Here is a 23,906-nt window from a genome sequence, read left to right as displayed (position 1 = left end):
CGGATTCCCCGGGCACCGGTACCCACCGATGAGCCCCCGGGCGCGCACCCCCTGAGCCGTCACCGCCCCTCCGTCACCGCACCACCACCGCATCCCGCCCGCGTACGGGCACGACGCGTCCAAGGAGTTCACGTGGGGAGAGAAGAACCGACCGGAAGCACGCCCGGCCACCCCGCCGGTGCCGCACCGGCCACCACCGCCACCACGGACGGGACCGGACCACCGGCCGCCGGGAATGGCGCCGCACCACCCGCCGCCCCGGACACCACCGACCCGGCGGCCGCTCTGGAGACCGCGCTCGGCGCCGTCCTCGCCGCCGTTCTGCGCATCGAACACGCCCCCGCCGACAGCAACTTCTTCGACGATCTCGGGGCCGACTCCTTGGTCATGGCGCACTTCTGCGCCCGCGTCAGGAAACTCCCGGAGCTGCCCGCGGTCTCGATGAAGGACATCTACCGGTATCCGACCCTCGCCGCCCTCGCGGCCGCCCGCGCCGACGCCGCCCCCGCCGAAACCGAGCCCCCGGCCGCGGCCGAAGAGCCCGCCGTGCCCCCGCCGGCCCACCGCACCGCCCGCTACGTCGCCTGCGGCGCCGCCCAGCTCGCCTTCTTCCTCGGCTACTCCTGCCTCATCGCGTTCGCCACCACCCGCGGCTACGCCTGGGTCTCCCGCGCCGCGTCACTTCCGGCGCTCTACGGCCGGTCGGTCCTCTTCGGCAGCGCCGAGTTCACCGGCCTCTGTGCCTTCCCGGTGCTGGTCAAGTGGCTGCTCATCGGAAGGTGGACGGCGCGTGAGTTCCCCCTCTGGGGCCTCACCTACCTGCGCCTGTGGATCGTGAAGGTGGTGGTGCACGCCAACCCGGTGGTGCTCTTCGTCGGCAGCCCGCTCTACCCGCTCTACCTGCGGGCGCTCGGCGCGAAGATCGGCCGGCACGTCACCATCCTGTCCCGCATCGTCCCCGTCTGCACCGACCTGCTCACCATCGGCGCCGGCTCCGTCATCCGCAAGGACGCCTTCTTCCTCTGCTACCGGGCCCACGCCGGACGCATCCGCACCGGCCCCGTCACCCTCGGCCGGGACACCTTCGTCGGCGAACGCACCGTCCTGGACATCGACAGCTCCCTGGGCGACGGCGCGCAACTCGGCCACACCTCCACCCTCCGGCGCGGCGACACCGTCCCCGCGGGCGAACGCTGGCACGGCTCCCCGGCCCGCCCCACCGACGTCGACTACGTCCGCGTCGCCCCGCAGCGCTGCAGCACCCTGCGCCGGGCCGTCTTCGGTGCCGCGGACCTCGCCAAGACCCTGCTCCTCACCATCCCGCTCACCCTCTCCCTGCTCTCCCTGGTCTGGAACGGCGTCCCGGTGCTCGGCGGCCACGGCGACCTCGACGAACAGCCCTTCACCTCGGCCGTCTTCCACCTCAACGCGCTGCTGCTGTCCCTGACGCTCTTCTTCGGCGCCGTCACCCTCGGGCTGGGCGCGCTGTTCACCGTCCCCCGCCTGCTGCGCCGGACGATCGAGCCGGACACGGTCTATCCGCTGTACGGCCTGCGCTACAGCACCCACCGCACCATCGCCCGCCTGACCAACCTCAAGTTCTTCATCCAACTCTTCGGCGACAGCAGCTACATCGTCCCCTACCTGCAAGGCATCGGGTACGACCTCACCCGCGTCGAACAGACCGGCTCCAACTTCGGCTGCTTCATCCAGCACGACTCGCCGTTCCTCACCACCGTCGGCAGCGGCACGATGATCGCCGACGGGCTCTCGCTCCTGAACGCCGAGTTCTCCGGCTCGTCCTTCCGCGTCCGCCGCACCACGATCGGCCGCCGCAACTTCCTCGGCAACTACATCGCCTATCCGGCGGGCGGCCGCACCGGCGACAACTGCCTCCTGGCGACGAAGGTGATGATCCCGCTCGACGGCGAGGTCCGCACCGGCGTGGGCCTCCTCGGCTCGCCCAGCTTCGAGATCCCGCGCACCGTCGAACGCGACGCCCGCTTCGACCATCTGCGCACCGGCGACACCCTCCGCGACCGCCTCCGGAAGAAGAACCGCTACAACCTCCGCACCATCGCCCTCTTCCTCTTCATCCGCTGGGCGCACTTCCACGGCATCGTCCTGCTGAGCCTGATCACCACCGGGGACGACGACACTCTCGGCACCCTGCTGGAAGCCGGATTCCTGGTCGGCGCCATGACGTACACCGCCGTCTACTACGCCTTCGTCGAACGCTTCCTGACCCGCTTCCGCCCCCTGCGGCCCCAGGTGTGCTCCATCTACGAGCGGGACTTCTGGCACCAGGAACGCGTGTGGAAGGTGCCCGAGACCCACTTTAACGCCTTCAACGGCACCCCCTTCAAGAGCCTGTTGTGGCGGCTGCTCGGCGTCCGGATGGGCCGCCGGGTCTTCGACGACGGCTGCATCCTCACCGAACGCACCCTCACCGCCATCGGCGACGACTGCACCCTGAACGCCGGAAGCAAGATCCAGTGCCACTCCCAGGAGGACGGCACCTACAAGTCCGCCCACAGCACCCTCGCCGCCGACTGCACCCTCGGCGTCGGCGCCCTCGTCCACTACGGCGTGACGATGGGCCGCGGCGCGGTACTCGGCGCCGACTCCTTCCTGATGAAGGGCGAGGACGTCCCCGCACACGCCCACTGGGCCGGCAACCCGGCAGCCCCCGCGGACCCCAGCCACCGACCGGCCCCGGTGCCGCCCCGGCCCCGCGAGCCCGGCGCCACCGCCCCGGAGCACGCACCGCGCTGACCCCGTCGGCCGCACCCACCACCCGGCACCGCGGCCGCCGCGGCCCGCCGTGCCCGTCCGACCAGCAGGAAAGGTTCCTGATGACAAAGCCGACCGACCACGACCGGGAGTACTGGCGCACCGTCCTGACCGACGCCGGATTCACCGCCGTCCCCCGCTGGGCCCCCGCCCCCGTGCCCGGCCTCGCCACCCATGAACTCGCCCTGCCCGGCGAGCTGATGGACCGGCTCGACCGCTGGGGCGGCGAGCACGGCGTCCCCCGGGAGGCGATCTGGCTCGCCGCCCACATCCGGGTGCTCGCCGCGCTCTCCGGCGAACGGCAGGTCACCACCGGCTGCACCACCGCCGCCACCGGCCCCGCCCTGCCCTGCCGCCTCGCCGCCACCCCCGTCACCTGGCGCGAACTGGCCCAGGAGGCCGCCCGCGTCCTCACCGACCTCGCCGCCCACCGCCACTGCGCGGTACCCCGCCTCGCCGCCGAACTCGGCCTCGACACCGTGCTCTTCGAGGCCGAACTCGACCCGTACGGCCACGGCGGCGACCCGCTCGGCACCAGCGTGCTGCGGCTCTCGGTGACCCGCCACGGCACCGGCGCCCGGCTGCGGACCCGCCACCGCACCGACGCGCTGGACACGGAGAGCGCCGCCCGGATCGCCGGCTACCACCGCACCGCCCTCACCCACTTCGCCGCCGACCCCGATGCCCCCTACGGACGCCTCGGTCTCCTCTCCGACAGCGAACGCCGCTTCCAGCTCGACGGATTGGCCGGTCCCCGCCGCCCGCTGCCCGACCGCCGCTTCCACGAACTCTTCGAGGAACGCGTCCGCACCCACCCGGACGCCGTCGCCGCCGCCCTCGGCGACCGGTCCCTCACCTACCGGGAACTCAACGACCGCGCCAACCGCCTCGGCCACGCCCTCCTGGCCGCGGGCCTGACCCGGGAGGGCGTCGTCGCCGTCGTCAGCGAGCGCTCCCTCGACTGGATGGCCGCCGTCCTGGCCGTGTTCAAGGCGGGCGGCGTCTACCTCCCCGTCGAACCGCACTTCCCGCCCGACCGCATCGCCGCCATGCTCACCCGCGCCGGCTGCGCCCTCGCGCTGACCGAACCCGGCGCCACCACCACCCTCGACCAGGCCTTCGCCGCCCTCCCCGCGGTCCGCACCCTCGGCATCGACACCGCCCTCGCCGCCGGCCACCCCACCGACGACCCGGGCGTACGGGTCGCCGCCGACCAACTCGCGTACATCTACTTCACCAGCGGCTCCACCGGCGAGCCCAAGGGCGCGATGTGCGAACACGCGGGGTTCTTGAACCACCTTTACGCCAAGATCGCCGACCTGGGCATCGCCGAGGGCCACACCGTCGCCCAGACCGCACCCCAGTGCTTCGACATCTCCCTGTGGCAACTGGTCGCCGCCCTCCTGGTCGGCGGCCGCACCCACCTGGTCGAACAGCCGGTCATCCTGGACGTGGACCGCTTCGTCGACACCCTCGCCACCGCCCGCATCACCGTCCTCCAGGTCGTCCCGTCCTACCTCGAAGCCGTCCTCACCCACCTGGAACGCACCCCCCGCCCGCTCCCGGACCTCCGATGTGTCTCGGTCACCGGAGAGGCGCTGAAGAAACCACTGGTCCAGCGCTGGTTCGCCGCCCGCCCCGGCATCCGCCTCGTCAACGCCTACGGGCTGACGGAGACCTCCGACGACACCAACCACGAGGTCATGGACCACGCCCCCGACGGCGACCGGATCCCGCTCGGCCCGTGCGTCCCCAACGCCCGCGTCTACGTCACCGACGACCACCTGGAGCCGGTCCCGCTCGGCGCCCCCGGCCAGATCGTCTTCTCCGGCGTCTGCGTCGGCCGCGGCTACGTCAACGACCCCGAACGCACCCGGCAGGTCTTCGGCGACGACCCGCACCGCCCGGGCGAACGGCTCTACCAGGGCGGCGACATCGGCCGCTGGCTGCCGGGCGGCAAGCTGGAATTCCTCGGCCGCCGCGACGCCCAGGTGAAGATCCGCGGCTTCCGGATCGAGATCGGCGAGATCGAGAACGCGCTGCTGCGCGTGGACGGCGTACGCGACGGCGCCGTCGTGGTGAGCGGCGAGGGCCACGGCAAGCACCTGGTGGCCTTCTACAGCGGGCCGCACCCCCTGGAGACCACCGTGCTGCGGGCGCGCCTGGGGGAGTCGCTGCCCGCCTACATGGTGCCGACCGCCTTCCACTGGCACGCCCGGCTCCCGCTCACCGGCAACGGCAAGATCGACAAGCGGACGCTCGCCGGTTTCGCCGCCCGCCCCGCGCCACCGGAGGAGCGCCATCGCCCCCCGCGGACCCCCGCCGAACGGCGCCTGGCCCGCGCCTGGTCCGAGGTGCTCGGCGTCCCGGAGGTCACTGTCGGGCGCGACGACCACTTCTTCGACCGCGGCGGCACCTCGCTGGCGGCGGTCAAACTCGTCATCGCCCTGGACCGGGCCGTCTCCCTCAAGGACCTGATCCGCCGCCCCGTCCTCACCGACCTGGCCGCCCTGCTCGACGACGGCCGGGCACCGGACCCCGGCCTTCTGCAGACCCTCGCGGAACCCGCGGACCCGCCCCGCGGCCATCTGGTGGCCTTCCCCGGCGCGGGCGGCAACGCGCTCGGCTTCCTGCCGCTGGCCGAGGCGCTGCGGTCGGCCGGGTACGCCGCCCACGCCGTCGAACTGCCCGGCCACGACCCGGCCGACCGCACCCCCCTCACCCCGCTGGAACGGGTCGCCGAGGCCACCGCCGACGAGATCGCCCGCCGTGGTCTGACCGGCGTCGTCCTGTGGGGCCACTCCGCCGGCGCCGCCCTCGCCGTCGCCACCGCCCGCCTCCTCCAGGACCGCGGCGCCCCCGCCCACCATGTCTTCATCGGCGCCCGTCTGCTGGCCGAGGCCGCCGAGGCGACGACGGCACCGGGCGATGCGGCGGAAGGGCGTACGGTCCCCGGCACCACCGAGGGGGCCGCCGCGGGGGAGGAGCCCGCGGTCCCCGGCACCACGGAGGAGGGCCAGGCGCCGTCCGGAAGCGCGGCCACCGACCCTGCGGCCGACGGCGGGCCGAACCCGGCCGCCGTCCGGATCACCGAGGGCGGCACCCGCCTCACCGCCATCCGCACCGGCACCGGCCGGACGGGCACGGTGACAGCCCTCGCCGCACCCCGAACCGCCGGCACCGGGACGGACGCCGCCCCACCCCTCCCCGGCGACGCCGCACCCACCGACTCCGAGGACGTCCACGCCGCCCGCGCCGCGGCCCACCGGCACGACAGCGCCGTGGCACACCGCTACCTCGCCGCCGCGCTGGACGAGGACGAACGGCCCGTCCGGCTCACCGTGCCGCTCACCCTGGTGCTCGCCGACGACGACCCGCTCACCCGCACCACCGGCCAGCCGCACCACGCCTGGGGCCGGCTCGCCGCCGACGTCACCCTCCACCGGCTGCCCGACGGCGGCCACCACTTCCACCACACCCGCCCCGCCGAGACCGCCCGAGCCGTACTCGACGCCCTCACCGCACCACCGGCCTGACCCCGCGTCCGCCGCCCGACGTTTCACCCACACCGGCCCACCAGGCCCGACCCGCGGCCCGCCGACCCGCCACCCGCCGAGCGACCCGCCCCCCGAGCACTCCGTCACGGAAAGAGGCCCCATGGCATCGCCCCCCTCACCACCCCTGCCCGCACCGCTCCTCCGGGTCGGCCGGCCACCGGTCCTCCCCGTGGAGCCGGGCGGCGACCCGGCGCACTGGGCGGCCCGGCACCGGGACGCCCTGCGCGCCCTCGTCACCGAACACGGCGCCCTCCTCGTCCGCGGCCTCGGACTGCGCGACGCCACCGGGACCGCCGAGGTCTTCGCCGCCCTCTCCGACGACCTGATGGCCGAGGCGGAGAGCTTCGCCCCCCGCCAGACCCGCGCCACCGGCACGTACACCACCACCCCGTGGCCCGCCAACCAGCAGATGTGCCCGCACCACGAGCTGAGCTACGCCACCGAGTTCCCCGGCCTGATGCTCTTCGCCTGCCTCACGGAACCCGACGTCGGCGGGGAGACGGTGGTGGCCGACGCGTCCGCCGTCCTCGACGCGCTGCCCCGGCGGCTCGTCCGGCGGTTCGCCCGGCAGGGCTGGCTGCTGACCCGCACCTACAACGACGAGATCGGCGCCTCCGTGGCCGAAGCCTTCGGCACCGACGACCGCGCCGCCGTCGAGGAGCACTGCCGCGCCCACGCCATCGCCCACCACTGGCAGCCCGACGGCACCCTGACCACCCGCCAGCGCCGCAGCGCCGTCGTCCGCCACCCGGTCACCGGCCGGCGCTGCTGGTTCAACCAGGTCGCCTTCCTGAACGAATGGACGCTCGCCCCCGACATCCGCGAGTACCTGGTGGACAGCTACGGCCCCGACGGCCTGCCGTTCAACACCCGCTACGGCAACGGCGACCCCCTCGAACCGGAGACCGTCGAGCTGCTCAACGGCGTCTACCAGGCGCTCACCCGCCGCACACCGTGGCGCTCCGGGGATCTGCTGCTCGTCGACAACGTCCGCACCGCGCACGGCCGGGAACCGTTCCACGGCCGCCGCGAAATCCTGGTCGCCCTCGCCGACCGGATCTCCCTGACCGACTGCTCGCCCACCATCGAGGTGACCGCCGCATGACCACCACCGAGCACCACACCGCCACCCGGCCCACCGCCCCCGCGCCGTCGTTCGCGGTGATCCCCGGCCACCAGGTCCAGCGTGCGCTGGCCGGCCGGGCCCACGAGATCGTCGGCCTCGTCGAGGCCACCTACCGCCTGCACGGCGAGGGGAACTCCGTCAACCCGCCCTCGTACTTCCTGAAGTTCCCCGACCGGCCCACCTCCCGCATCATCGCGCTGCCCGCCTCGCTCGGCGGCGGGACCCCGGTCGACGGCATGAAGTGGATCTCCAGCTTCCCCGCCAACGTCGGCGCCGGCCTCCCCCGCGCCTCCGCGGTGCTGATCCTCAACGACCACGACACCGGCTACCCGTTCGCCTGCCTGGAGAGCTCCATCATCAGCGCCACCAGGACCGCGGCGTCCGCGGCGCTCGCCGCCGACCGGCTCAGCCGCGGCCGCCCGCGCCCCCGCCGCATCGGCTTCTTCGGCACCGGCCTGATCGCCCGCTACATCCACACCTTCCTGGCGGCGACCGGCTGGGAGTTCGACCACATCGGCGTGCACGACGTGTCCCCCGACAGCGCGGCCGGCTTCCGCCTCTACCTGGAGCAGTCCGGCGCCGGACCGGTCACCGTCCACCCCGCCGCCGAGGACCTGATCCGCACCAGCGACGTCGTCGTCTTCGCCACCGTCGCCGGAAAGCCGCACGTCGACGACGTCACGTGGTTCGACCACCACCCGCTGGTGCTGCACATCTCGCTGCGCGACCTTGCGCCCGAGATCATCCTCGACTCCGTCAACGTCGTCGACGACATCGACCACTGCCTCAAGGCGGACACCTCCCCGCACCTGGCCGAACAGCTCACCGGCCACCGCGACTTCCTCACCGGCACCCTCGACGACGTCACCGCGGGCCGCGTCACCGTCCCCGCCGACCGCACCGTGATCTTCTCCCCCTTCGGCCTGGGCGTCCTCGACCTCGCGGTCGGCCGGTACGTCTACGACCAGGTGGCCCGCGCCGGCGAACTCCACCGCGTCGACGACTTCTTCCACGAACTGCGCCGTCATGGCTGACCGGCCGGGAGCGCTGCCGCCGAGGAGGGACACAGCATGACGATCATCTCCGGTCCCGCGGAGTTCAACGCCGAAGACCTCTACGTCGACCTGCGGCCGATGGTGGACCACTCCCTCTTCCTGAAATGCGAGGGCTTCAACTTCGCCGGCTCCATCAAACTCAAGGCGGCCGCCGCCATGGTCGAGGCCGCCGAACGCGACGGCATCCTCAAACCGGGCTCCGTCCTCGTCGAGTCCTCCTCCGGCAACCTCGGCGCGGCCCTCAGCATCATCGCGGCGAGCAAGGGCTACGGCTTCCTGTGCGTCACCGACGCCCGCTGCAACCTCTCGGCCCGCCGGTTCATCGAGGCGATGGGCGGCCGGGTGCACATCATCGCCGAACCGGCGGCCACCGGCGGTCTGCTCGGCGCGCGGATATCCCACGTCAGAGCCTTGTGCGCGGCCGACGAACGGTACGTCTGGCTCAACCAGTACACCAACGCCGGCAACTGGCAGGCCCACTACCGCACCACCGCACCGGGCATCGCCCACCACTTCCCGCACCTGGACGTCCTGTTCATCGGCGCGGGCACCACCGGCACCCTCATGGGCTGTGCCCGCTACTTCCGCGAACACCGCCCGGCGGTGAAGGTCGTCGCGGTGGACAGCGTCGGCTCGGTGACCTTCGGCGGCGAACCGGGCCGCCGCATGATCCCCGGCCTGGGCGCCGGCGTCCGCCCGGCCCTGCTCGACGAGGACTTCGTGGACGAGGTGATCCATGTCGAGGAGGCCGACACCGTCCGCGCCTGCCACCGCCTGGCCCGCCGGGGCTTCCTCTTCGGCGGCTCCACCGGCACCGTCGTCAGCGGCGCCACGACCTGGCTCGCGCACCACCGCACCCCACGCCTCACCGCCGTGGCGATAGCCCCTGACCTCGGCGAACGCTATCTGGACACCATCTACCAGACCAACTGGCTGCACGCCCTCTACGGCGACGACGTCCTGGGCCCCGACCCGGTCACCCCGGACCTCGAATCGGCCTGACACCGCGGACGGACGGACGCCGCCCGGCCCCGGGAAACCACCCCGGTCCCGGGCGGCGCCGCGCCTGTCCTGAATCCGCTCACTCGTCCGAGTGGTGGTCGAGGAGAGCGGGGTGGGGTTCCGGGGAACGCCTGTCGGCTCCCGCCGGGGTCGCCAGGATGAACCCATGAGTCATGGTGAGGTGAGCCCCGGCCGCAGCCGGCCGGTCGTGGTGAGGTCCCCGGACGGCCCCGTCGAGGCGGTCATGGAGGCCGATGCGCTCGACGCGATGTCGGACGTGGATGTGATGCTGGTACGCGGCCCGCTGTTCGGCGTCGCGGCCCAGAGTCCCGAGGACGCACCCCGGTGGCGGGTGGTCGTCCCGGTGACGGCGAGCAGCCCCCAGGAGGCCCGCGACAGCCTCAACTCCTGGCTGTGGTTCCGGGCGAAGGACGAGGCCCACACCAGGGAGGAACGCCGCGCCCTGCTGGCCGGCGTCGCCCGCCTGGAGAAGGAACCGGTCGACGAACTCACCGTCCAGGACACCCGCTACCGCGTCATCCGCGCCGAGGAGTACGCGGGCAGCGGCCGCGACGGCATCGAACAGCCCCGCGCCACCGACCCCGAGCCCGCCGTCCCCGACTGGGAGCGCAGCGTCCGCGACCGCATCGACGACCAGCTGCTGCTGGACCCGCAGGAGCCGGTCACCCCCGCCCTGGCCGCCGAACGCCTGGCCCTGCGCGCCCTCGTCTACGCCGGATCCCGCTTCCCCGAGGAGGTCTGCCGCGACTCCCGGCTGATCCGCGAGAGCCACCCCGACGTCCTGCTGCTGCCGCCCGCCTTCCGGGTCGTGGAGAAGGACGGCATCGGCTGGAAGACGGGCAGCGCCCTGCACGCCAGCGCCCACGAGGCCCGCAAGACCCTGGACTTCTCCCTGACCTGGTTCGAGCCACGCCAGCAGGGCCTCATCCCCTGGGACCTGCCCGACCGCACCGCCGACGCCCGCGCGGTGGCCGCCGAGAGCGACGAGGCCACCGCCGCCGAACTCGCCGAGTACATCCGCGCCGCCGACCGCCTGCGCACCGAACGCGCCAACCAGATCGAGGTGCACGGCACCGTCCACCGCATCTGCCGCGCCCGCCGCCTGCTCCGCTGGGGCCCGGACGGCCCCGAGGGCCCCCGCCCGTCCGACACCGACAGCCATCTCCCCGACAAGCTCCACCCGTTCCTCGACGAGGACGGCGTCGTCCACTTCGACCACGACGACGGCGACGGAGCCTGACGGAGCCGCGCGGGGCGGCACCCTCCCGGCGCCGCCCCGCCCCGTATCACGCCTTGCGCGCGAGCCCGCCGACGATGAGCTGTTCCCAGACGGTCAGTTCGGCCTCCGCCGCCCCGGCGGAGAGCGGATCCGGCGCCGCCTCCGGGCGCCACAGCGAGCTGGGCACGATCCCCGGCTCCAGGATCTCCAGATCGCCGAAGAGCGCGCGGATCTCCTCGTCGCTGCGCCACCGCCCGCGGCCGAACGTCGACTGGAGCACCGCCTCCGCCTCGGTGGTCTGCGGGTTGTCGCCGCTGCGGAAGTGCGAGATGAAGAAGTAGCTGCCGGAGGGCACCTGGTCCTGCCAGTAACGGACGAGGGAGCGGGGGTCCTCGTCGTCGTTGATGTGGTGCAGGATCGCGCTGAGCACCACCGCCACCGGCCGGTCGAAGTCGATCAGCCCCACGGTGTCCGGGTGCTCCCGTATGGCCTGCGGGTCGCGGACGTCCGCCTGGAGGACACGGGTGTGCGCGTTGTCCTCCAGCAGCGCCCGGCCGTGCGCCAGCACGATGGGGTCGTTGTCGATGTAGACCACCCGGGCGTCGGGGAGATGGCGCTGTGCGACCTGATGGACGTTGTCCGCGGTCGGCAGTCCGCTGCCCATGTCGATGAACTGATCGACACCGGCGAGCGCCAGCTCCTGCACGGCACGCACCAGGTTCTGCCGGTTGGCGTGCGCGATGGCCACCGAGCCGGGCATGTCGTGCTTGAACGTATCTCCCACGGCACGGTCGACGACGTAGTTGTCCTTGCCGCCCAGGAGGTAGTCGTAGACCCGGGCGATGCTCGGCTTCGACTGGTCCACGCCGGAATAGCCCTCGGTCATCACCACTGCCTTCCTGCCAACGGAAAATGTCTGGGAGTCATGGTAAGAGGGACCGAATCGACCGGTGGGGGAGGGTCGGTGCAGGTCGGGGAAGGTCCTGCGCATCCCGTGGCGCCGCCCCGGAGGTTGCGGGCGGCGGACGCGCTCCCGGCGGACGGCCGGTCGGACTGCCGGGCGGGGCGGATATCCCGTTGATCACCGTGCCCCGGCTCCGTACGCTCGCCCGATGGCGCATGACGACGACCTTCCCACCCTGGAACTGGCCTTCCCCGGTCCGGAGCGTGACCGCGGCGTGGCGGCGATCCTCACCGGCGAAAAGACCGCCCTCACCGGCCTGTTGGAGATCTACGAGCACGCCGGTGAGGACGTTCCGCAGGCCGGACAGCGGTTCGCGGTCCTCGACTCCGACGCCCGCCCGGCCGTCACGATCGAGCTGACCGACGTCCGTGTCGTCCCCATGAAGGAGATCGACGAGGCCTTCGCCCACGCCGAGGGCCGCGGCTACTCCGACGCCGCGCAGTGGCGCACCGCCCACGAGGAGTTCTTCCGCAGCGCAGGCGTACGCGAGTTCCTGGGCCACACCCCCGTCATCGACGGGGACACCCTCGTCGTCGCCCAGAGCTTCCGGACGGTCGCCCCGGAGGAGCCACGCGAGGGGTGACCCCGCTACGAGGACGGGGCGCCGGAGCGGTCCGCCGCAGGGGCGCCACCGGCGGTCGGGGCGGGCTCCGGGAGGAACTTGGCGGCTTTGAGGGCCAGTTGGCGGCGCAGATATTCCTCGGCGTCGTCCGGGCGCATCCGTTTCAGCGTGACCAGAGCGGTGATCACCACGTCCGCGACCTCGGCGTGCACCTCGTCCCAGGGGACGGGCGCCTTACGGGGGTTGGTGCCGCGCGCCCCGATCACCGCCTGGGCGGCCTCGCCGGTCTCCTCCGAGATCTTCAGCACCTGGAGCGTCCACTGCTCGACGGCGCTGAGCCCCCGCGCCGTGTCGTGTGCGGTGAACCACCGGGCGAGCCGGCCAATGGTCGCCTCCAGGGAGTCGGCCGCGAGCCGTGCGCTGCCCGGCGAACCGCCGCCGACCTCGCCCTCGCCGGGGGTTCCTGCCGCCTGCGTTGCTTCCCTCATGCCTTCGAAGTCTCCCTTGACCTGCTGCGCTGTCCGACGCGCGTCACGCGACGCCGAAGAACACCCTGCCCGCTCCGCCCAGGTGGGGGTAGCGGACATACGCGTCGATCGCGCGGATCAGATCGGCCTCGCCGAGGCAGCCGTCGCCGTCGCCGTCCAGCCGCCCCAGCACACGGGAGACATCTCCGGCGAGGTTCCACAGGGCGAGGTACCGGCTCAGCTCCTGCTCACCGATGGAGCCGTCGCGGTCCACATCGATGATCTTGAACATCGCCGCCCCGAAGGCCGCGACCGGCCTGTGCAGATCCGGGTCCGCGGCGAGCGCTCCGGCAGCGGTCCGGTGCTGGGCGAGGGAGAGCCTGCCGCCGGTCTTCGCATGACGCCGCAGACCTGCCCAGAACTCCCGGTAGAAGGAGTCCAGAGCCTTCGCCTCGTCGGCGTCCGCGTCGAGTCCGTAGGCGGTGCGGCAGCGGTCGGCGATCTCCAGGTAGTCGTCCTCGCCGACGTAGCCGTCGCCATCGGTGTCGACGGCGTCGAACAGGCGGTCCAGGTTGCGGATGCGGTGGAGGACGCGCGCGGGCGGGGTGCCGACGGTCGCGGCCAGGTGTTCCCGGAGCTGGTCGTGGCGGAACTGGTAGACCGCGCCGACCTTGCGCAGGAGGGTGCGCCCCCGGGCGTCTTGCAGGAAGGCGTCCAGGTCCTTCGGCAACCACCCCGACAGGGGCAGCCAGATCCGGGCCAGGACCACCCACCGCCCCCAGGCGGTCATGGTGCCCACGCCCAGCGCGATCATGATTCCGGCCACCAGCCCGGCCCCGGCGCCGGCCAGAGCACTGCGCGACGCGGACCCGAACAGGACTCCCCACCCGACCCCTATCACCAGCCCGACGGTGAGCAGCTGCTTGAGTACGGTGGCGCGGTTCGTGTGCAACAGGTCCGGCGGGCGGGCGCTCTTCTCCCGCGGGATGGCGGTCTCGAACCCGGCCCCGAGCGCGGCGATGAGCCCCAGCACACCTCCCAGGCCGATTCCCGCCGCGAGCAGCATCGCCGAATTCAGCGCGATCAGGGGCGCGGGATAACGCAGGGAGGCCGTGATCGCCGCACTTCCGAGCGCCCACAGGAGCCCGAACAGGAGGCCCCCGGTGAGCCCGCCCACCACTCTGGGGCGGAAGCTCTCCCGCAATCTCCTCCCCACCTTGTTCCTCGTCCAGCCGCCGAGCCTGATTTCCATCAGCGACGGTTCGAACATCGGGCCGCCGACCTTCATCCTGGTGACGAAGCCGTGCATGAGAGCGAAGGTCAGCCCCATCGCGAGCCCGTTCGTCGGGCCGGTGACACCGGCGGTCATCAGCCCCTGCAACGGCCCGTACAGGAGCAGGCCCTCGGCCCCGTAGACGAGCCCGGCCACGAGTCCGCAGAGGATTCCGACCGTGACGCCGACCCGCAGCATGAGCCACCGCAGCTGCACGCTGGTCCCCAGCCGCCACCATTCGATGTCGGGCGTTTCGAGTTCCGTCAGATGTGCGGCGAGATAGCCGAGCCAGTGCCGGGCGCGTTCGGGGTCCCAGCGCAGCGTGGACGCGTCGCGCTCGTAGGCGGCGGAGATGAAGCTGTCCAGAAGGTGTTTCTCCAGGGCTTCCCGGGTGCTGAACTTCTCGGTGTTCAGCAGGTCCGCGGGGTCGAGGCCGGATTCGTGGGCGAACCGGGCGAGTGTGACCATCAAGGGGGTGGTCAGTACGGCGGCGAGATGGGCGCCGGCCGGTGTGTGCTGACGGCTGCGCAACTCCCGTAGAACGGGCGCCCATTCGCTCCGGGAGGCGGCGTTCGGATGGCGGAGGAGGCGGCTGTTGGTGGTCTTCTCCAGGTAGGTGACGGCGTCGTCCAAGGTGACGTCGGTCAATTCGACGGCGACGGCGTAGGGAGCGACTCTGGTTTCTTCCGCAGCGGCTTCGATGTCGGCGCGGCGGCTGGTCACGATCAGCGGCAAGAGGCAGTTGTTGAGTTCTTGCAGCGCTTTCTTGCGCAGACCGATGGCGATCTCGTCGAACCCGTCCAGGATCGGGAGCACATATTCCTCACTCACCAGCGCCTCGGCCCAGGTGATGTCGCCGGGGCCTTTCTCGGCGAGAAAGGTGTGGTCCCGCTCCAGTCGGCCGATCAACCAGTCCCGTAGCGGCAGGGCGCCGGGGTCCCAGGACCCGAGACTGAAGATCACCGGCACCGGCGCCGCCCTGCGGCCGGCAAGACGTGCGTCCAGGTGGGCCAGTGCGAACCGCAGCGCCAGGGCGGTCTTCCCCGAGCCTCCCCGCCCCAGGACCACCAGCCAACGGGAATCCGCCTGCTCAAGGACGTCCGCGAGATCCGTCGGGGGTGCGGGTGTCTCCCCGGTCGGGTCGTCCGGGGCGTCTTCGTGGCCGGGTGCTTTCTCCAGCATCAGCCGCCAGCGCAAAGGCAACGTCCCGTGCTTCAGGCGCAATTGCTCCACCTCGGGCTTCAGATGCGCACGGACGGCGAGCGCGAGCGTATCGGCTTGTTCGGCCAGTTTGCCGCCAACGGATTGCTGATCGGCGCGTACCGCGGTGGCGAGCTGTTCGATCCAGCCGGCGAGTGCCTCCTTGGCGGAGAACTCCGCAGGGAATTGCACGATGAAATTGTGGTTTCCGCTGACGACAATGCCCGTGTTGACCCCGATCTTGAAAAGATCTCGGCCGTCCGGCGGGTGAGCGGTACGGCCGGCGGGCTCCGGCTCCGGTGCGATGCTCACCGATACCGGATGATCGTCGAGTTGTCGCCCATGGAGAGGCCCCCGGAATTGTCCCCGACGGCCGCGCTACGCGCCCCGGGGCCCTGTGTTTCTGTAGGTACGACCTGGCCGAGCGGAGTGTCGATCTCCGTCACCGGAAGCACCTCCTCTTCGCGTGAACGGTGAACAGTCAGCTTTCCGCGGTGGTTCCCACCGCACAGCAGGTAGGCACCTGCTGTGCCTACCTGCCGCCCTGCCCGGCCTCCGCCACGCGGACGGTGACCGCTTCCCTATGACTGCCGAACGTATGCGGCGCCGGGCTGTTCGTCGGTCACGGCGCCGACGCCGTCCCGCTCCCGTGGCTCCGGCAGTGGGCCGTCCACCTCGGCGCCGCCGCAGGCCCGCGCGCCGACGCCCTGATGGTCGGTGTGATGGCGCCCCATCAGCACGTTCTGCCCCTCGGACACCCTCCGGCCCGCGCTGCCGTACGAGACGGTCCCGCCGCTGTGCCCCCGACGCGGAGGGGCGTCAGCGGTCAAGACCCTCCTGTGGCGACGCACATCGGCGCTGCCGTCCCTGACACCTCCGACGAACGGACCCTGCTGCGGTACGAGGGGCCGCTGCTCTTCTCCGTCGCCACGGGGCCGCCCGTTGTGCCGCCGCCTCGCGCCGAGGCCGAAGGCGACGGCGCATGCCGCGAGCAGACCCATGACCGGCAGGAGGAGATCCCTGATGTTCTGTCCGCCGGCAGGTACCTCGCCGCCGGGCGCAGGCCCGGCCGCCACCGGCGCCGCCTGGCTGGGGGCCGTCACCGTCGGGACACCGGGCACGCCGGGGCTCGGCTTGCCGGGCGCGGGCGCACCGTGGGCTGCGGGGGCGGCTCCCACCGATCCGGCCGTGGGGCCGGGAGCGGCAGCCCCCACCGAGCCGGCCGTCGGTCCGGGAGCCGGGGCGCCCGCCGATCCGGTCGTCGGCCGCGGAGCCGCGGAGGTCCCCGATCCGGTCGACGGGTGCGGAGTGGCGGAGGCGCCCGAGCCCGGCTTCGTGATGTCGAAGGAGGTCACGACGTTGCTCTGGCCGGCGTTCAGGGTGCACGGCGCGTCGGCCTTCAGCCACAGATTGCCGTTCGTCGCGGCGAGGTGGAGCAGCAGGTCGCCGGCGGTGACCGTGCCCTTGCCGGGCTGGTGGAAGGTGGGGGCGGTCGCGTGGGCGGTCGCGTTGATGGGGAAGGGGCCGGACGCGGGGGCGTTGGCCGTGCTGAGCTGGAAGGGGACCGTGAGGTCGACGTCTTTCTGCGGCGCGGCCACGTGGGCCCGCGCTTCCGCCGTGCCCCCGATGGACTTCATACCGGCCTTGGCGAGCCACTCCGTGAAACTCGCGTCCACCTCTGCCACCGCCTTGACGGCGATGTTCCTGCTGGGCGCGCCCACGGCGACCGACTTCGGGAGGTCCGAGGTGATCTTCACCGTCAGCGGCTGAGTGCCGATCATCTGTGCCTGGCACGTATAGGCGAATGTGCGCGTGAGCGTCTGCGCGGAAGCCGATCCGGCTCCGATGACCCCCAGCATTCCGCCGGCCACTGCTGAAACCGTGGCGACGGCGAGGGTGATCTTCACCCTTGGCCTGCCACACCTGATGTTCATGAGTAATCCCCCGTTCACTGTGCGGGTGTGCGATTACGGAACGACTCTCTCTTTTTCTGAGATGGAGCGTGCTGCTCGGATTGTGGTGGCCCGCGCCGGGTCTTCGGCACCCGGCCGATTCCGATCAGCGGGGCATGCAAGGTTACTTGGAAGACGAGAGGGGCGCGGTCCTGGTTGCGTGAAGATGTGGTGCACCACTCGGAATGCTTCCGAACTCCCCGATGGGGGCGCCTTCCAAGGATATTCTTCCTGCTGAATAAAGATCAGAAACTGTGCATCTCCGTGCCTGTCACGGATACTGGCCAGTATTCCCGCGGCCGCGGCGGATTGCGGTGAGGGCCGATGCGGGGGAGGCCGGAGGGGCTGTGGCGGCCGGCCGTCCAGCTGCTCCGGTCATAGGGCGCCACTCCCGTGGTTGCGGCGGCCACCGGCCACCGCGACCACGGGAGTGGTCAGGCCATACCGCCGGGACGGAATCCGGCGGTCTTCGCGTCAGTGCTGCGGGTGCGGACGCGGGTGGAACCCCGACCGCCGATGCCTGGTGGGGGTGTCCTTGGGATCGCGTCCGATGGCGATGCGCAGACGGATCGCGTTGATCACCTCGGTGACGCCCAGGACGATGGCCATGATGCCGGTCACCAGCGTGAGCGCGGCGATCGAACCGAACGGCGAGATGATCATCACGATGCCGGCGAGCAGGGTGATGATGCCCAGGAAGAGCTGCCAGCCCCGTGCGGGCGTCTCACGGGCGGCGCCGGCGGCCGCGGTCATCATGATGCCGCGCACCAGCCAGCCGAAGCCGATCCAGAGGGCGAGCAACAGCAGCGACTGCAGGGTGCCCCGGAAGCAGATGAGCCCGAGGAGCACGCTGAGCGCACCGGTGATGAAGTGCAGCGCCCGGAGATGCCCGGGGACATGTGCGCCGAAGGCGCTGGCCAGTTGGAAGACGCCGCTGACCAACAGGTAGACGCCGAAGGCGATGCCGACGACGAGCAGGGTCTTGCCCGGCCAGACCAGGATGACCACGCCCAGGGCGATCGACGCCAGGCCGAGGGTGAACAGGGCCTGCCAGCCGAGGTTGGAGAGGATGCCCAGGGGACTGCTCTCCGCGGGGGCTTCCGGGGCTTGCGGCGGGCCGTCGTCCGAGGCCGCGGAGGGGTTCGTCATACCTGCCACCTCTCTCATGGGACAGCACGGTCGGATACGGACGCTTCCATCGTCACCCCATCGGCCCCGTCCCGCTTGGGGAGAGCGCGGCGTCCTCGGGGGAGGCGCCCGGCCTCCGGCGGCGCGGGGCTCTGCCGCTCCGCCCGGGCCACGGCAGACCCTCCGGGACGGTCCGGGAGGCGCTCGGACGCTCCAGGGCGCGAAATCTCCCGCCCCGTGCGCGCTTGCCCGGTATCGAAGGCCGGCAACTTGGTCCGCGTCCCCGGGCTGTGATCGCATGGCGCCGATGCCCTCCAACGAACCTTCTGCGCATTCCACGGCCCGGATACCGGGCAGCCGTACCGCCCAGGACGGCGAGGAGCCGGACGCCGCACCCGCCGAGGACACCGGCACCGACCCGGCCAGCGCCCCCGCCGCCCCCACCACCGACAGTGCCACCACCGCCACCGACAGTGGCGCCGATGCCGCTGACACCGCCACCACCACGGCCGACGAGACCACGGACACCACGCCCGCCGACGACGGGAAGGCACCCCCGCAGACTCGGCGGCGCAGGCGTCGGATCGTCCGGCGGACCGTCAAGACGGCCGTCGCGCTCGCCGTCGTCCTGGCATTTCTCGCGCTCGGTGACCGATGGGCCGTGCTCTACGCGGAGAACGCGGCGGCGGAGCAGGTCCAGAAGGCACTGAAACTGCACGCCGCGCCCGAGGTGCACATCGACAGTTTCCCGTTCATCGGGCAGGTGCTCGCGGGCGGCATCGACCGCGTCGAGGTCAACGTCCCCCATGTCGACGCGGGGCCGGTCTCCGTCGCCCAGGTCAAGGGGACGGTGGACGGCATCCGGATCGTCGGCAGCCTGCCGTCCTCGGTCACGGGAGCGGTCCTGAGCCGGGTGCGCGGTGACGTCCTGCTCGACTTCAAGGACCTGAACCGCGAGGTCGGCGCCTCGCAGATCACCCTGAAGCCCGGACCGGAGAACACGGTGCGGGCCTCCGGCGAGCTGCCGGTGGGCGACAAGCGGGCCCGGATCCAGGGGCGGGCGCAGCTGCAGCGCACCGGGGACCGCGGCCTGCGGATGACCGTGCAGGACACCCGGGTGGTCGTGCCCGGCCTGCTCACCTACGTACCGGGCAAGGGCGGCGGCCTCCAGCTGACCACGCCCCTCGCCGACCGGATGGACGAGGACGAGCTGCGGCAGGCGACCGGCGAGGACGTGAGCCCGCGGCAGCTGCTGACGGGCCGGATGCTGGACACGCTGGTGGACCATCCGTCGCTGCTCGAGCCCACCGGCATCGACCCCTCGCTGATCAAGGGTCTGCAGAAGCTCCGCGAACCGAAGGTCGCACAGCAGATGGAGTTCTCCGCGCAGCTGCCGGACGATCTGCCGGGCGACATCCGGCTCCGCGCCCTCTCCGTGACGAAGGACGGCATCCGCGCGCAGCTGACCGGCACGGACGTGAAGGTGGGCTGAGCGGCGCCACCACACGGGAGAAGAGCGGCGGCACGGGCGCGGAGGACGGCACCCGTGCCGCCTTGGTCTCAGCGGAAGACCGAGGCGCCGTCGCGGAGCCTGCTGACGACCGCGGCCGGGGCCTTCTGCGGGGAGCCCGCGTCGTAGGGCGGCTGCGGGTCGTACTCCGTCCCGAGCTGGACGGTCTGGGCGAACTCGTCGCCGGCCACCTTGCCGAGCAGGGTGAGTGCCATGTCGATACCGGCCGAGACCCCGGCCCCGGTGACGACCTTGCCGTCCACGACGACCCGTTCACCGGTCGGCTCCGCGCCGTACGTGGCGAGGGTGTCCAGGGCCAGCCAGTGCGAGGTGGCGCGGCGGCCCTGGAGCAGTCCGGCCGCCCCGAGCAGCAGCGATCCCGTGCAGACCGAGGTCGTCCAGGTGCTGGTGGCGGCCGCGGTGCGCAGCCAGCCGAGGAGCGTCTCGTTGGTCATCTGGTCCCGCTGGCCGGGGCCGCCGGGCACCACCACGATGTCCGGGTGCGGCACCTCGTCGAGCGCCTTCTCCGCGATCAGCGTGAGGGCGCCCTGGTCGTTGGCGACCGGACCGGGCCGCTCGGCGACGAAGACGGTCTCGGCGCCGGGGGTGCGGCAGAGCATCTCGTACGGACCGATCGCGTCCAGGGCGGTGAAGCGGTCGTAGAGGACGATGGCGATCTGCATGGTCTTTCCTTCGAGGGAGTTGAGTTCAGAGGTGAGGGGTGGCTCGGGGCGAGGGCCCGGGTCACGGGTGGAAGCGCCGGCGGTATGCGGCCGGTGCGGTGTGCAGCGCTTTGACGAAGGCGCGGCGCATGGCCTCCGGGGTGCCGTATCCGCAGGCGCGGGAGACCTGCTCCACGCCGTCGGCCGTCTCCTCCAGCAGACGGCGGGCCTGCTCCAGGCGGACACGCTCCACGTACCGGCCCGGTGTCGTCCCCGTCTCCGCGTGGAAGGCCCGCGCGAAGTGCCGTGGGGAGAGCCGGGCGCGTTCCGCGAGGCGTGCGACCGACAGATCGGCGTCCGGGTGCTCGGTGATCCACTGCTGGAGGTCCCGCAGCGGCTCCCGGCGGGCCGTCTGGACGGACAGCTGGGCGCTGAACTGCGCCTGGTTTCCCGGGCGTCGGAGAAAGACGACCAGATGGCGCGCGATGAGGAGGGCGATGTCCCGGCCGTGGTCCTCCTCGACCAGGGCGAGCGCGAGGTCGATGCCCGCGGTGACCCCGGCGGAGGTGGCGATCCGGCCGTCCCGTACGAAGACAGGGTCCGGCTCGACCGTCACCTGCGGGTACTCCTCGGCCAGTTGCGCGCAGAGCGCCCAGTGCGTCGTCGCCCGGCGGCCGTCGAGCAGTCCGGCCGCGGCCAGCAGCAGCGCCCCGCTGCACACCGACACGGTGCGCTCGGCCCGCCCGGCGTGCTCCCGCAGCCAGTCGATCAGCCCGGGGGCGGGGCGGCGGGAGCCTTCACCGCCCGGGACGAGGAGAGTGTGCGGCGTCCCGGCGTCGGACAGTGCGCAGTCCGGGGTGAGCCGCAGCCCGCTCGACGTCCGCACGGGCGCACCGTCGAGCGAGGCGGTGCGGATCTCGTACGGCTCCCCGCTCGCCTGCCCGGCGCCCGCGAACACCTCCACGGGGCCGGTCACATCGAGACTCTGCACGCCCTCGAAGAGGACGACCAGCACCGATCGCTGTGTCATGCCGCCATCCTTCGCGGCCCGCACCGCGTCCGCAATGACGAGAACCCCACCCTTCCTGCCACGCCTGCCTCCCGTGGCGGCCCGCCGTCGCTCAGCCCGCGGACGGGACGGACACGTCCGGCGGATGCCCGACCGTGCGGATCACCGCGCGGCCGGAGAGCAGAGTGCTGGGGCGCAGCCCGAACATCGCGTGGAAGGCGCTGCTGAAGTGGGACGGGCTGGCGAACCCCGCCTCGACGGCCGCGGTGCCCAGATCGGGCCAGGTCCGCAGCAGTTCGGCGGTACGCAGCATCCGGGCCCACAGCCGGTACCGGCGGACGGTGGTGCCGGTCTCCGCGCGGAACAGCCGCAGGAACGCCGAGACGGACAGGCCCGCCTCGGTGGCCAGCTCCCGGGCCGCGACCCGCTGCCCGCGCGGCCCTGCCAGCCGGGCGGTCGCCAGGAGGATGCGCGGGTCCCGGCCGCCGTCGTGCCCGCCCGGGCCGGCCAGCTCCAGCCAGCCCCGGACCTCCCAGAGCGGCGCGTCCGCGCCCAACGACACGGCCCTGCGTACCAGTTCGTCCTGGTGCGCATGGCCCAGGGCCGGTTCGGCGCCGCCGCCCATCAGCCGGCGGCAGGCCCGCTCCCGCTCCGACGCCGGGTCGAGATAGCAGAACGCCATCCGGGTCCCGCCGGCGACGATGCGGTGCCGCACCCGGGCCGCCACCCACGCCGTCCGGGCCCGGTGCCGGGCGCCGTGCTCCACCTCGACCGTGAAATCCCCGTCGACGCCCACCGCCAGACAGCTCACCGCACCGGAGTGGAACCCCAGCCCCAACGCGGGCCCGACGTACAGGGCCTGCCCCGGCCACAGCCACAACGCGGCCCGGTCGCAGCACGTTTCTGAAAGCGGCGCGGGCGACATGCGGGCATGCTAACCGCCGGGTCCGTCCGCCCTTCCCGGCCGCCGTGCCGCACACCCCGGCCCGCACATCACCCTCGATCGGAGCGCCGCCGTGCCGACCGAACGCCTCACCGCCGCCCTGCTGTTCCTCGTCGGGGCGGTCAACCTGCTGCCCGGCGTCGTGGCGCTCGCCCCGTCCCGGATCGGCACCGCCTACGGGGTCGACGCCGACGACAGCCCCGACCTGATGCTGCTGCTCCGCCATCGCGCGGTGCTGCTGGCACTGGTCGGCATCGGGCTGCTCTGCGCGGTGTTCCTCCCGCCGCTGCGGGTGCCCGCCATGGCCGCCGGCGGGGTCAGCATGGGCACCTTCCTGCTGTTCGCCCACACCACCCCGGGGCTCAACGGCGCCACGATGCGGGTCGCCCGGATCGACCTCGCGGCCCTCGCCCTGCTCGCGGTGGCCGCCGTTCTGGTCTGGCGCGAGCACGCCTGACCGTTCGGCCGGGAAGTGCTCAGCGGCCGGGAAGGCCGTCCGGATCCGCTCCCCGTACGGCCCCGAACGGCGGCGAAACCCGGGCCGCCCGGCGCAGGTGTTCGGCGAGGGCCAGGGCCTCCGGGGAGGTGGCGCGATCCTTGACGCCCCAGGCCAGCAGATGGTTCCGACGGGCCCAGGGGTCCTGGAGCGCGCACACGTCGAGGGGCTGCCGGGGATCGACGGCACGCCGCGGGACGACGGCGAGCCCGGCGCCCGCCGCCGCGAGGGAGACGAGGACGCCCAGGTCGGCGACGGTGGTGCGGTGGCGCACCACCGGGGCGTGGGGCCCCAGGCGCTTCTCGATCCAGCGGCGCAGCGAGGAGTCGGCGTCCAGCCCGACGAGCGGATGCTCGGCGACCTCGCTGTAGGTCAGCGCCGTCCGGCCGCTGAGAACCCCGCCGACCTGGCCGACCACGAAGAGGGAGTCGTCGCCGAGCGGCTCGGTGCGCAGCCCGCAGTCACCGGCCTCGTCGTCGATGACCACCCCCAACTCCGCCTCACCGTCGGCGAGCCTGCGCACGGTCTGCGGGGTGCGGCTCTCGGACACGGTGACATCGGTGTCCGGGTGGGCGCGGAGGAACGAGGTCAGGGCCTGCGGCACCAGCCCGTGCATCGCGGAACCGCCGCCCAGCAGGGTCAGCGGGGCGCTCGGGGACCGGGCGTAGCTCGCCACGGCGCTTTCGAGCTGCGCGGTCCGGTCGAGTACGCCGCGTGCATGGCGGGCCAGCGCCGTCCCCGCCGGAGTGGGGCGGACGCCCCGGCGACCGCGGATCAGCAGCGCCACGCCCGCGTGGTGCTCCAGCGCACGCACCCGGGCACTGGCCGACGGCAGGCTCAGATGCATACGCCGAGCCCCCGCCGTGATCGAGCCCTCCGTGACGACGTGGAGGAAGAGCCGCAGATCGTCCAGGTCGTAGCGCACCTGCTCAGACTAAGGCGCAGCCGAAGCCTACGTCTGGAGATT

Annotated in this window: 19 protein-coding genes; 9 read left to right on the top strand and 10 right to left on the bottom strand. The window is 72.6% G+C overall.

Going from position 1 to position 23,906, the window contains the following annotated elements:
• Nucleotides 1-132 precede the first annotated feature (132 nt).
• The 6 genes from ACZ4U4_RS28135 to ACZ4U4_RS28110 all read left to right on the top strand — a co-directional run bounded on the left by ACZ4U4_RS28135 (nucleotide 133) and on the right by ACZ4U4_RS28110 (nucleotide 10,794).
• Nucleotides 133-2,775 carry a Pls/PosA family non-ribosomal peptide synthetase gene (locus tag ACZ4U4_RS28135; protein WP_467879861.1) on the top strand — a complete coding sequence of 881 codons (2,643 nt, stop codon included), beginning with the start codon at nucleotides 133-135 and terminating at the stop codon, nucleotides 2,773-2,775.
• Nucleotides 2,776-2,855: 80 nt separating this feature from the next.
• The gene (locus tag ACZ4U4_RS28130; RefSeq protein ID WP_467879858.1) at nucleotides 2,856-6,329 is read left to right on the top strand and encodes an amino acid adenylation domain-containing protein; all 3,474 of its coding nucleotides are present in this window, start codon (nucleotides 2,856-2,858) and stop codon (nucleotides 6,327-6,329) included.
• A 121-nt stretch (nucleotides 6,330-6,450) separates the two neighbouring features.
• Nucleotides 6,451-7,455 (top strand): TauD/TfdA family dioxygenase, encoded by a 1,005-nt coding sequence (locus tag ACZ4U4_RS28125; protein WP_467879855.1) that lies wholly within the window; start codon nucleotides 6,451-6,453, stop codon nucleotides 7,453-7,455.
• Nucleotides 7,452-8,510 (top strand): 2,3-diaminopropionate biosynthesis protein SbnB, encoded by a 1,059-nt coding sequence (gene sbnB, locus ACZ4U4_RS28120; RefSeq protein ID WP_467879853.1) that lies wholly within the window; start codon nucleotides 7,452-7,454, stop codon nucleotides 8,508-8,510. Before ACZ4U4_RS28125 ends, sbnB begins: the two co-directional genes overlap by 4 nt.
• A 36-nt stretch (nucleotides 8,511-8,546) precedes the next feature.
• Nucleotides 8,547-9,533: a 2,3-diaminopropionate biosynthesis protein SbnA gene (sbnA, locus tag ACZ4U4_RS28115; protein WP_467879850.1), complete on the top strand. Its 987-nt coding sequence runs from the start codon at nucleotides 8,547-8,549 to the stop codon at nucleotides 9,531-9,533.
• Nucleotides 9,534-9,699: 166 nt separating this feature from the next.
• Entirely contained in the window at nucleotides 9,700-10,794 is a 1,095-nt protein-coding gene (locus ACZ4U4_RS28110) for a DUF5954 family protein (protein ID WP_467879848.1), read from the top strand.
• Nucleotides 10,795-10,840: 46 nt separating this feature from the next.
• On the opposite strand, the gene ACZ4U4_RS28105 is transcribed toward ACZ4U4_RS28110, so the two are convergent.
• Nucleotides 10,841-11,659, bottom strand: a complete 819-nt coding sequence (locus ACZ4U4_RS28105; protein WP_467879845.1) for an SAM-dependent methyltransferase — start codon at nucleotides 11,657-11,659, stop codon at nucleotides 10,841-10,843.
• Between the two features lie 226 nt (nucleotides 11,660-11,885).
• On the opposite strand from ACZ4U4_RS28105, the gene ACZ4U4_RS28100 reads away from it, so the two are divergent.
• Nucleotides 11,886-12,320, top strand: coding sequence for an ASCH domain-containing protein (locus ACZ4U4_RS28100; protein ID WP_467879843.1), 435 nt, complete (start codon nucleotides 11,886-11,888; stop codon nucleotides 12,318-12,320).
• Between the two features lie 5 nt (nucleotides 12,321-12,325).
• Here the strand turns inward: ACZ4U4_RS28100 and ACZ4U4_RS28095 are convergent, their stop codons facing one another.
• The 5 genes from ACZ4U4_RS28095 to ACZ4U4_RS28075 form a co-directional block, all read right to left on the bottom strand.
• The gene (locus tag ACZ4U4_RS28095) at nucleotides 12,326-12,787 is read right to left on the bottom strand and encodes a MazG-like family protein (protein WP_467879840.1); all 462 of its coding nucleotides are present in this window, start codon (nucleotides 12,785-12,787) and stop codon (nucleotides 12,326-12,328) included.
• A 43-nt stretch (nucleotides 12,788-12,830) separates the two neighbouring features.
• Nucleotides 12,831-15,431 (bottom strand): EF-hand domain-containing protein, encoded by a 2,601-nt coding sequence (locus ACZ4U4_RS28090; protein WP_467879838.1) that lies wholly within the window; start codon nucleotides 15,429-15,431, stop codon nucleotides 12,831-12,833.
• A 116-nt stretch (nucleotides 15,432-15,547) separates the two neighbouring features.
• The gene (locus ACZ4U4_RS28085; protein WP_467879836.1) at nucleotides 15,548-15,685 is read right to left on the bottom strand and encodes a hypothetical protein; all 138 of its coding nucleotides are present in this window, start codon (nucleotides 15,683-15,685) and stop codon (nucleotides 15,548-15,550) included.
• A gap of 135 nt (nucleotides 15,686-15,820) precedes the next feature.
• Nucleotides 15,821-17,098, bottom strand: a complete 1,278-nt coding sequence (locus ACZ4U4_RS28080; protein ID WP_467880046.1) for a DUF6801 domain-containing protein — start codon at nucleotides 17,096-17,098, stop codon at nucleotides 15,821-15,823.
• A gap of 567 nt (nucleotides 17,099-17,665) precedes the next feature.
• The gene (locus ACZ4U4_RS28075; RefSeq protein ID WP_467879833.1) at nucleotides 17,666-18,340 is read right to left on the bottom strand and encodes an HdeD family acid-resistance protein; all 675 of its coding nucleotides are present in this window, start codon (nucleotides 18,338-18,340) and stop codon (nucleotides 17,666-17,668) included.
• 286 nt (nucleotides 18,341-18,626) lie between these two features.
• Between ACZ4U4_RS28075 and ACZ4U4_RS28070 the strand changes: the two genes are divergently transcribed.
• Nucleotides 18,627-19,811, top strand: a complete 1,185-nt coding sequence (locus tag ACZ4U4_RS28070; RefSeq protein WP_467879831.1) for an LmeA family phospholipid-binding protein — start codon at nucleotides 18,627-18,629, stop codon at nucleotides 19,809-19,811.
• 68 nt (nucleotides 19,812-19,879) lie between these two features.
• Here the strand turns inward: ACZ4U4_RS28070 and ACZ4U4_RS28065 are convergent, their stop codons facing one another.
• The 3 genes from ACZ4U4_RS28065 to ACZ4U4_RS28055 all read right to left on the bottom strand — a co-directional run bounded on the left by ACZ4U4_RS28065 (nucleotide 19,880) and on the right by ACZ4U4_RS28055 (nucleotide 22,425).
• Nucleotides 19,880-20,512: a DJ-1/PfpI family protein gene (locus ACZ4U4_RS28065; RefSeq protein WP_467879828.1), complete on the bottom strand. Its 633-nt coding sequence runs from the start codon at nucleotides 20,510-20,512 to the stop codon at nucleotides 19,880-19,882.
• A gap of 61 nt (nucleotides 20,513-20,573) precedes the next feature.
• Entirely contained in the window at nucleotides 20,574-21,521 is a 948-nt protein-coding gene (locus ACZ4U4_RS28060; protein WP_467879826.1) for a GlxA family transcriptional regulator, read from the bottom strand.
• A gap of 91 nt (nucleotides 21,522-21,612) precedes the next feature.
• Nucleotides 21,613-22,425 (bottom strand): helix-turn-helix domain-containing protein, encoded by an 813-nt coding sequence (locus tag ACZ4U4_RS28055; RefSeq protein WP_467879823.1) that lies wholly within the window; start codon nucleotides 22,423-22,425, stop codon nucleotides 21,613-21,615.
• Nucleotides 22,426-22,516: 91 nt separating this feature from the next.
• Here ACZ4U4_RS28055 and ACZ4U4_RS28050 point away from each other — a divergent pair, with 91 nt between their 5' ends.
• A complete protein-coding gene (locus ACZ4U4_RS28050; RefSeq protein ID WP_467879820.1) occupies nucleotides 22,517-22,900 on the top strand; it encodes a hypothetical protein in 384 nt (127 codons plus the stop codon).
• 19 nt (nucleotides 22,901-22,919) lie between these two features.
• Here ACZ4U4_RS28050 and ACZ4U4_RS28045 read toward each other — a convergent pair whose 3' ends face one another.
• Nucleotides 22,920-23,864: a LysR family transcriptional regulator gene (locus ACZ4U4_RS28045; RefSeq protein ID WP_467879818.1), complete on the bottom strand. Its 945-nt coding sequence runs from the start codon at nucleotides 23,862-23,864 to the stop codon at nucleotides 22,920-22,922.
• Between the last annotated feature and the right edge of the window lie 42 nt (nucleotides 23,865-23,906).

This window comes from Streptomyces sp. NPDC029159 (assembly GCF_055564055.1).
This window is presented reverse-complemented; position numbering and strand designations above follow the sequence as displayed.

What these genes read in the sequence shown, in the direction of transcription:
- ACZ4U4_RS28060 (WP_467879826.1), bottom strand. Translation starts at nt 21,521, where the DNA reads ATGACACAGCGATCGGTGCTGGTCGTCCTCTTCGAGGGCGTGCAGAGT.
- ACZ4U4_RS28105 (WP_467879845.1), bottom strand. Translation starts at nt 11,659, where the DNA reads ATGACCGAGGGCTATTCCGGCGTGGACCAGTCGAAGCCGAGCATCGCC.
- ACZ4U4_RS28125 (WP_467879855.1), top strand. Translation starts at nt 6,451, where the DNA reads ATGGCATCGCCCCCCTCACCACCCCTGCCCGCACCGCTCCTCCGGGTC.
- sbnB (WP_467879853.1), top strand. Translation starts at nt 7,452, where the DNA reads ATGACCACCACCGAGCACCACACCGCCACCCGGCCCACCGCCCCCGCG.
- ACZ4U4_RS28070 (WP_467879831.1), top strand. Translation starts at nt 18,627, where the DNA reads ATGCCCTCCAACGAACCTTCTGCGCATTCCACGGCCCGGATACCGGGC.
- ACZ4U4_RS28075 (WP_467879833.1), bottom strand. Translation starts at nt 18,340, where the DNA reads ATGACGAACCCCTCCGCGGCCTCGGACGACGGCCCGCCGCAAGCCCCG.
- ACZ4U4_RS28110 (WP_467879848.1), top strand. Translation starts at nt 9,700, where the DNA reads ATGAGTCATGGTGAGGTGAGCCCCGGCCGCAGCCGGCCGGTCGTGGTG.
- ACZ4U4_RS28080 (WP_467880046.1), bottom strand. Translation starts at nt 17,098, where the DNA reads ATGCTGGGGGTCATCGGAGCCGGATCGGCTTCCGCGCAGACGCTCACG.
- ACZ4U4_RS28055 (WP_467879823.1), bottom strand. Translation starts at nt 22,425, where the DNA reads ATGTCGCCCGCGCCGCTTTCAGAAACGTGCTGCGACCGGGCCGCGTTG.
- ACZ4U4_RS28130 (WP_467879858.1), top strand. Translation starts at nt 2,856, where the DNA reads ATGACAAAGCCGACCGACCACGACCGGGAGTACTGGCGCACCGTCCTG.
- ACZ4U4_RS28095 (WP_467879840.1), bottom strand. Translation starts at nt 12,787, where the DNA reads ATGAGGGAAGCAACGCAGGCGGCAGGAACCCCCGGCGAGGGCGAGGTC.
- ACZ4U4_RS28100 (WP_467879843.1), top strand. Translation starts at nt 11,886, where the DNA reads ATGGCGCATGACGACGACCTTCCCACCCTGGAACTGGCCTTCCCCGGT.
- sbnA (WP_467879850.1), top strand. Translation starts at nt 8,547, where the DNA reads ATGACGATCATCTCCGGTCCCGCGGAGTTCAACGCCGAAGACCTCTAC.
- ACZ4U4_RS28065 (WP_467879828.1), bottom strand. Translation starts at nt 20,512, where the DNA reads ATGCAGATCGCCATCGTCCTCTACGACCGCTTCACCGCCCTGGACGCG.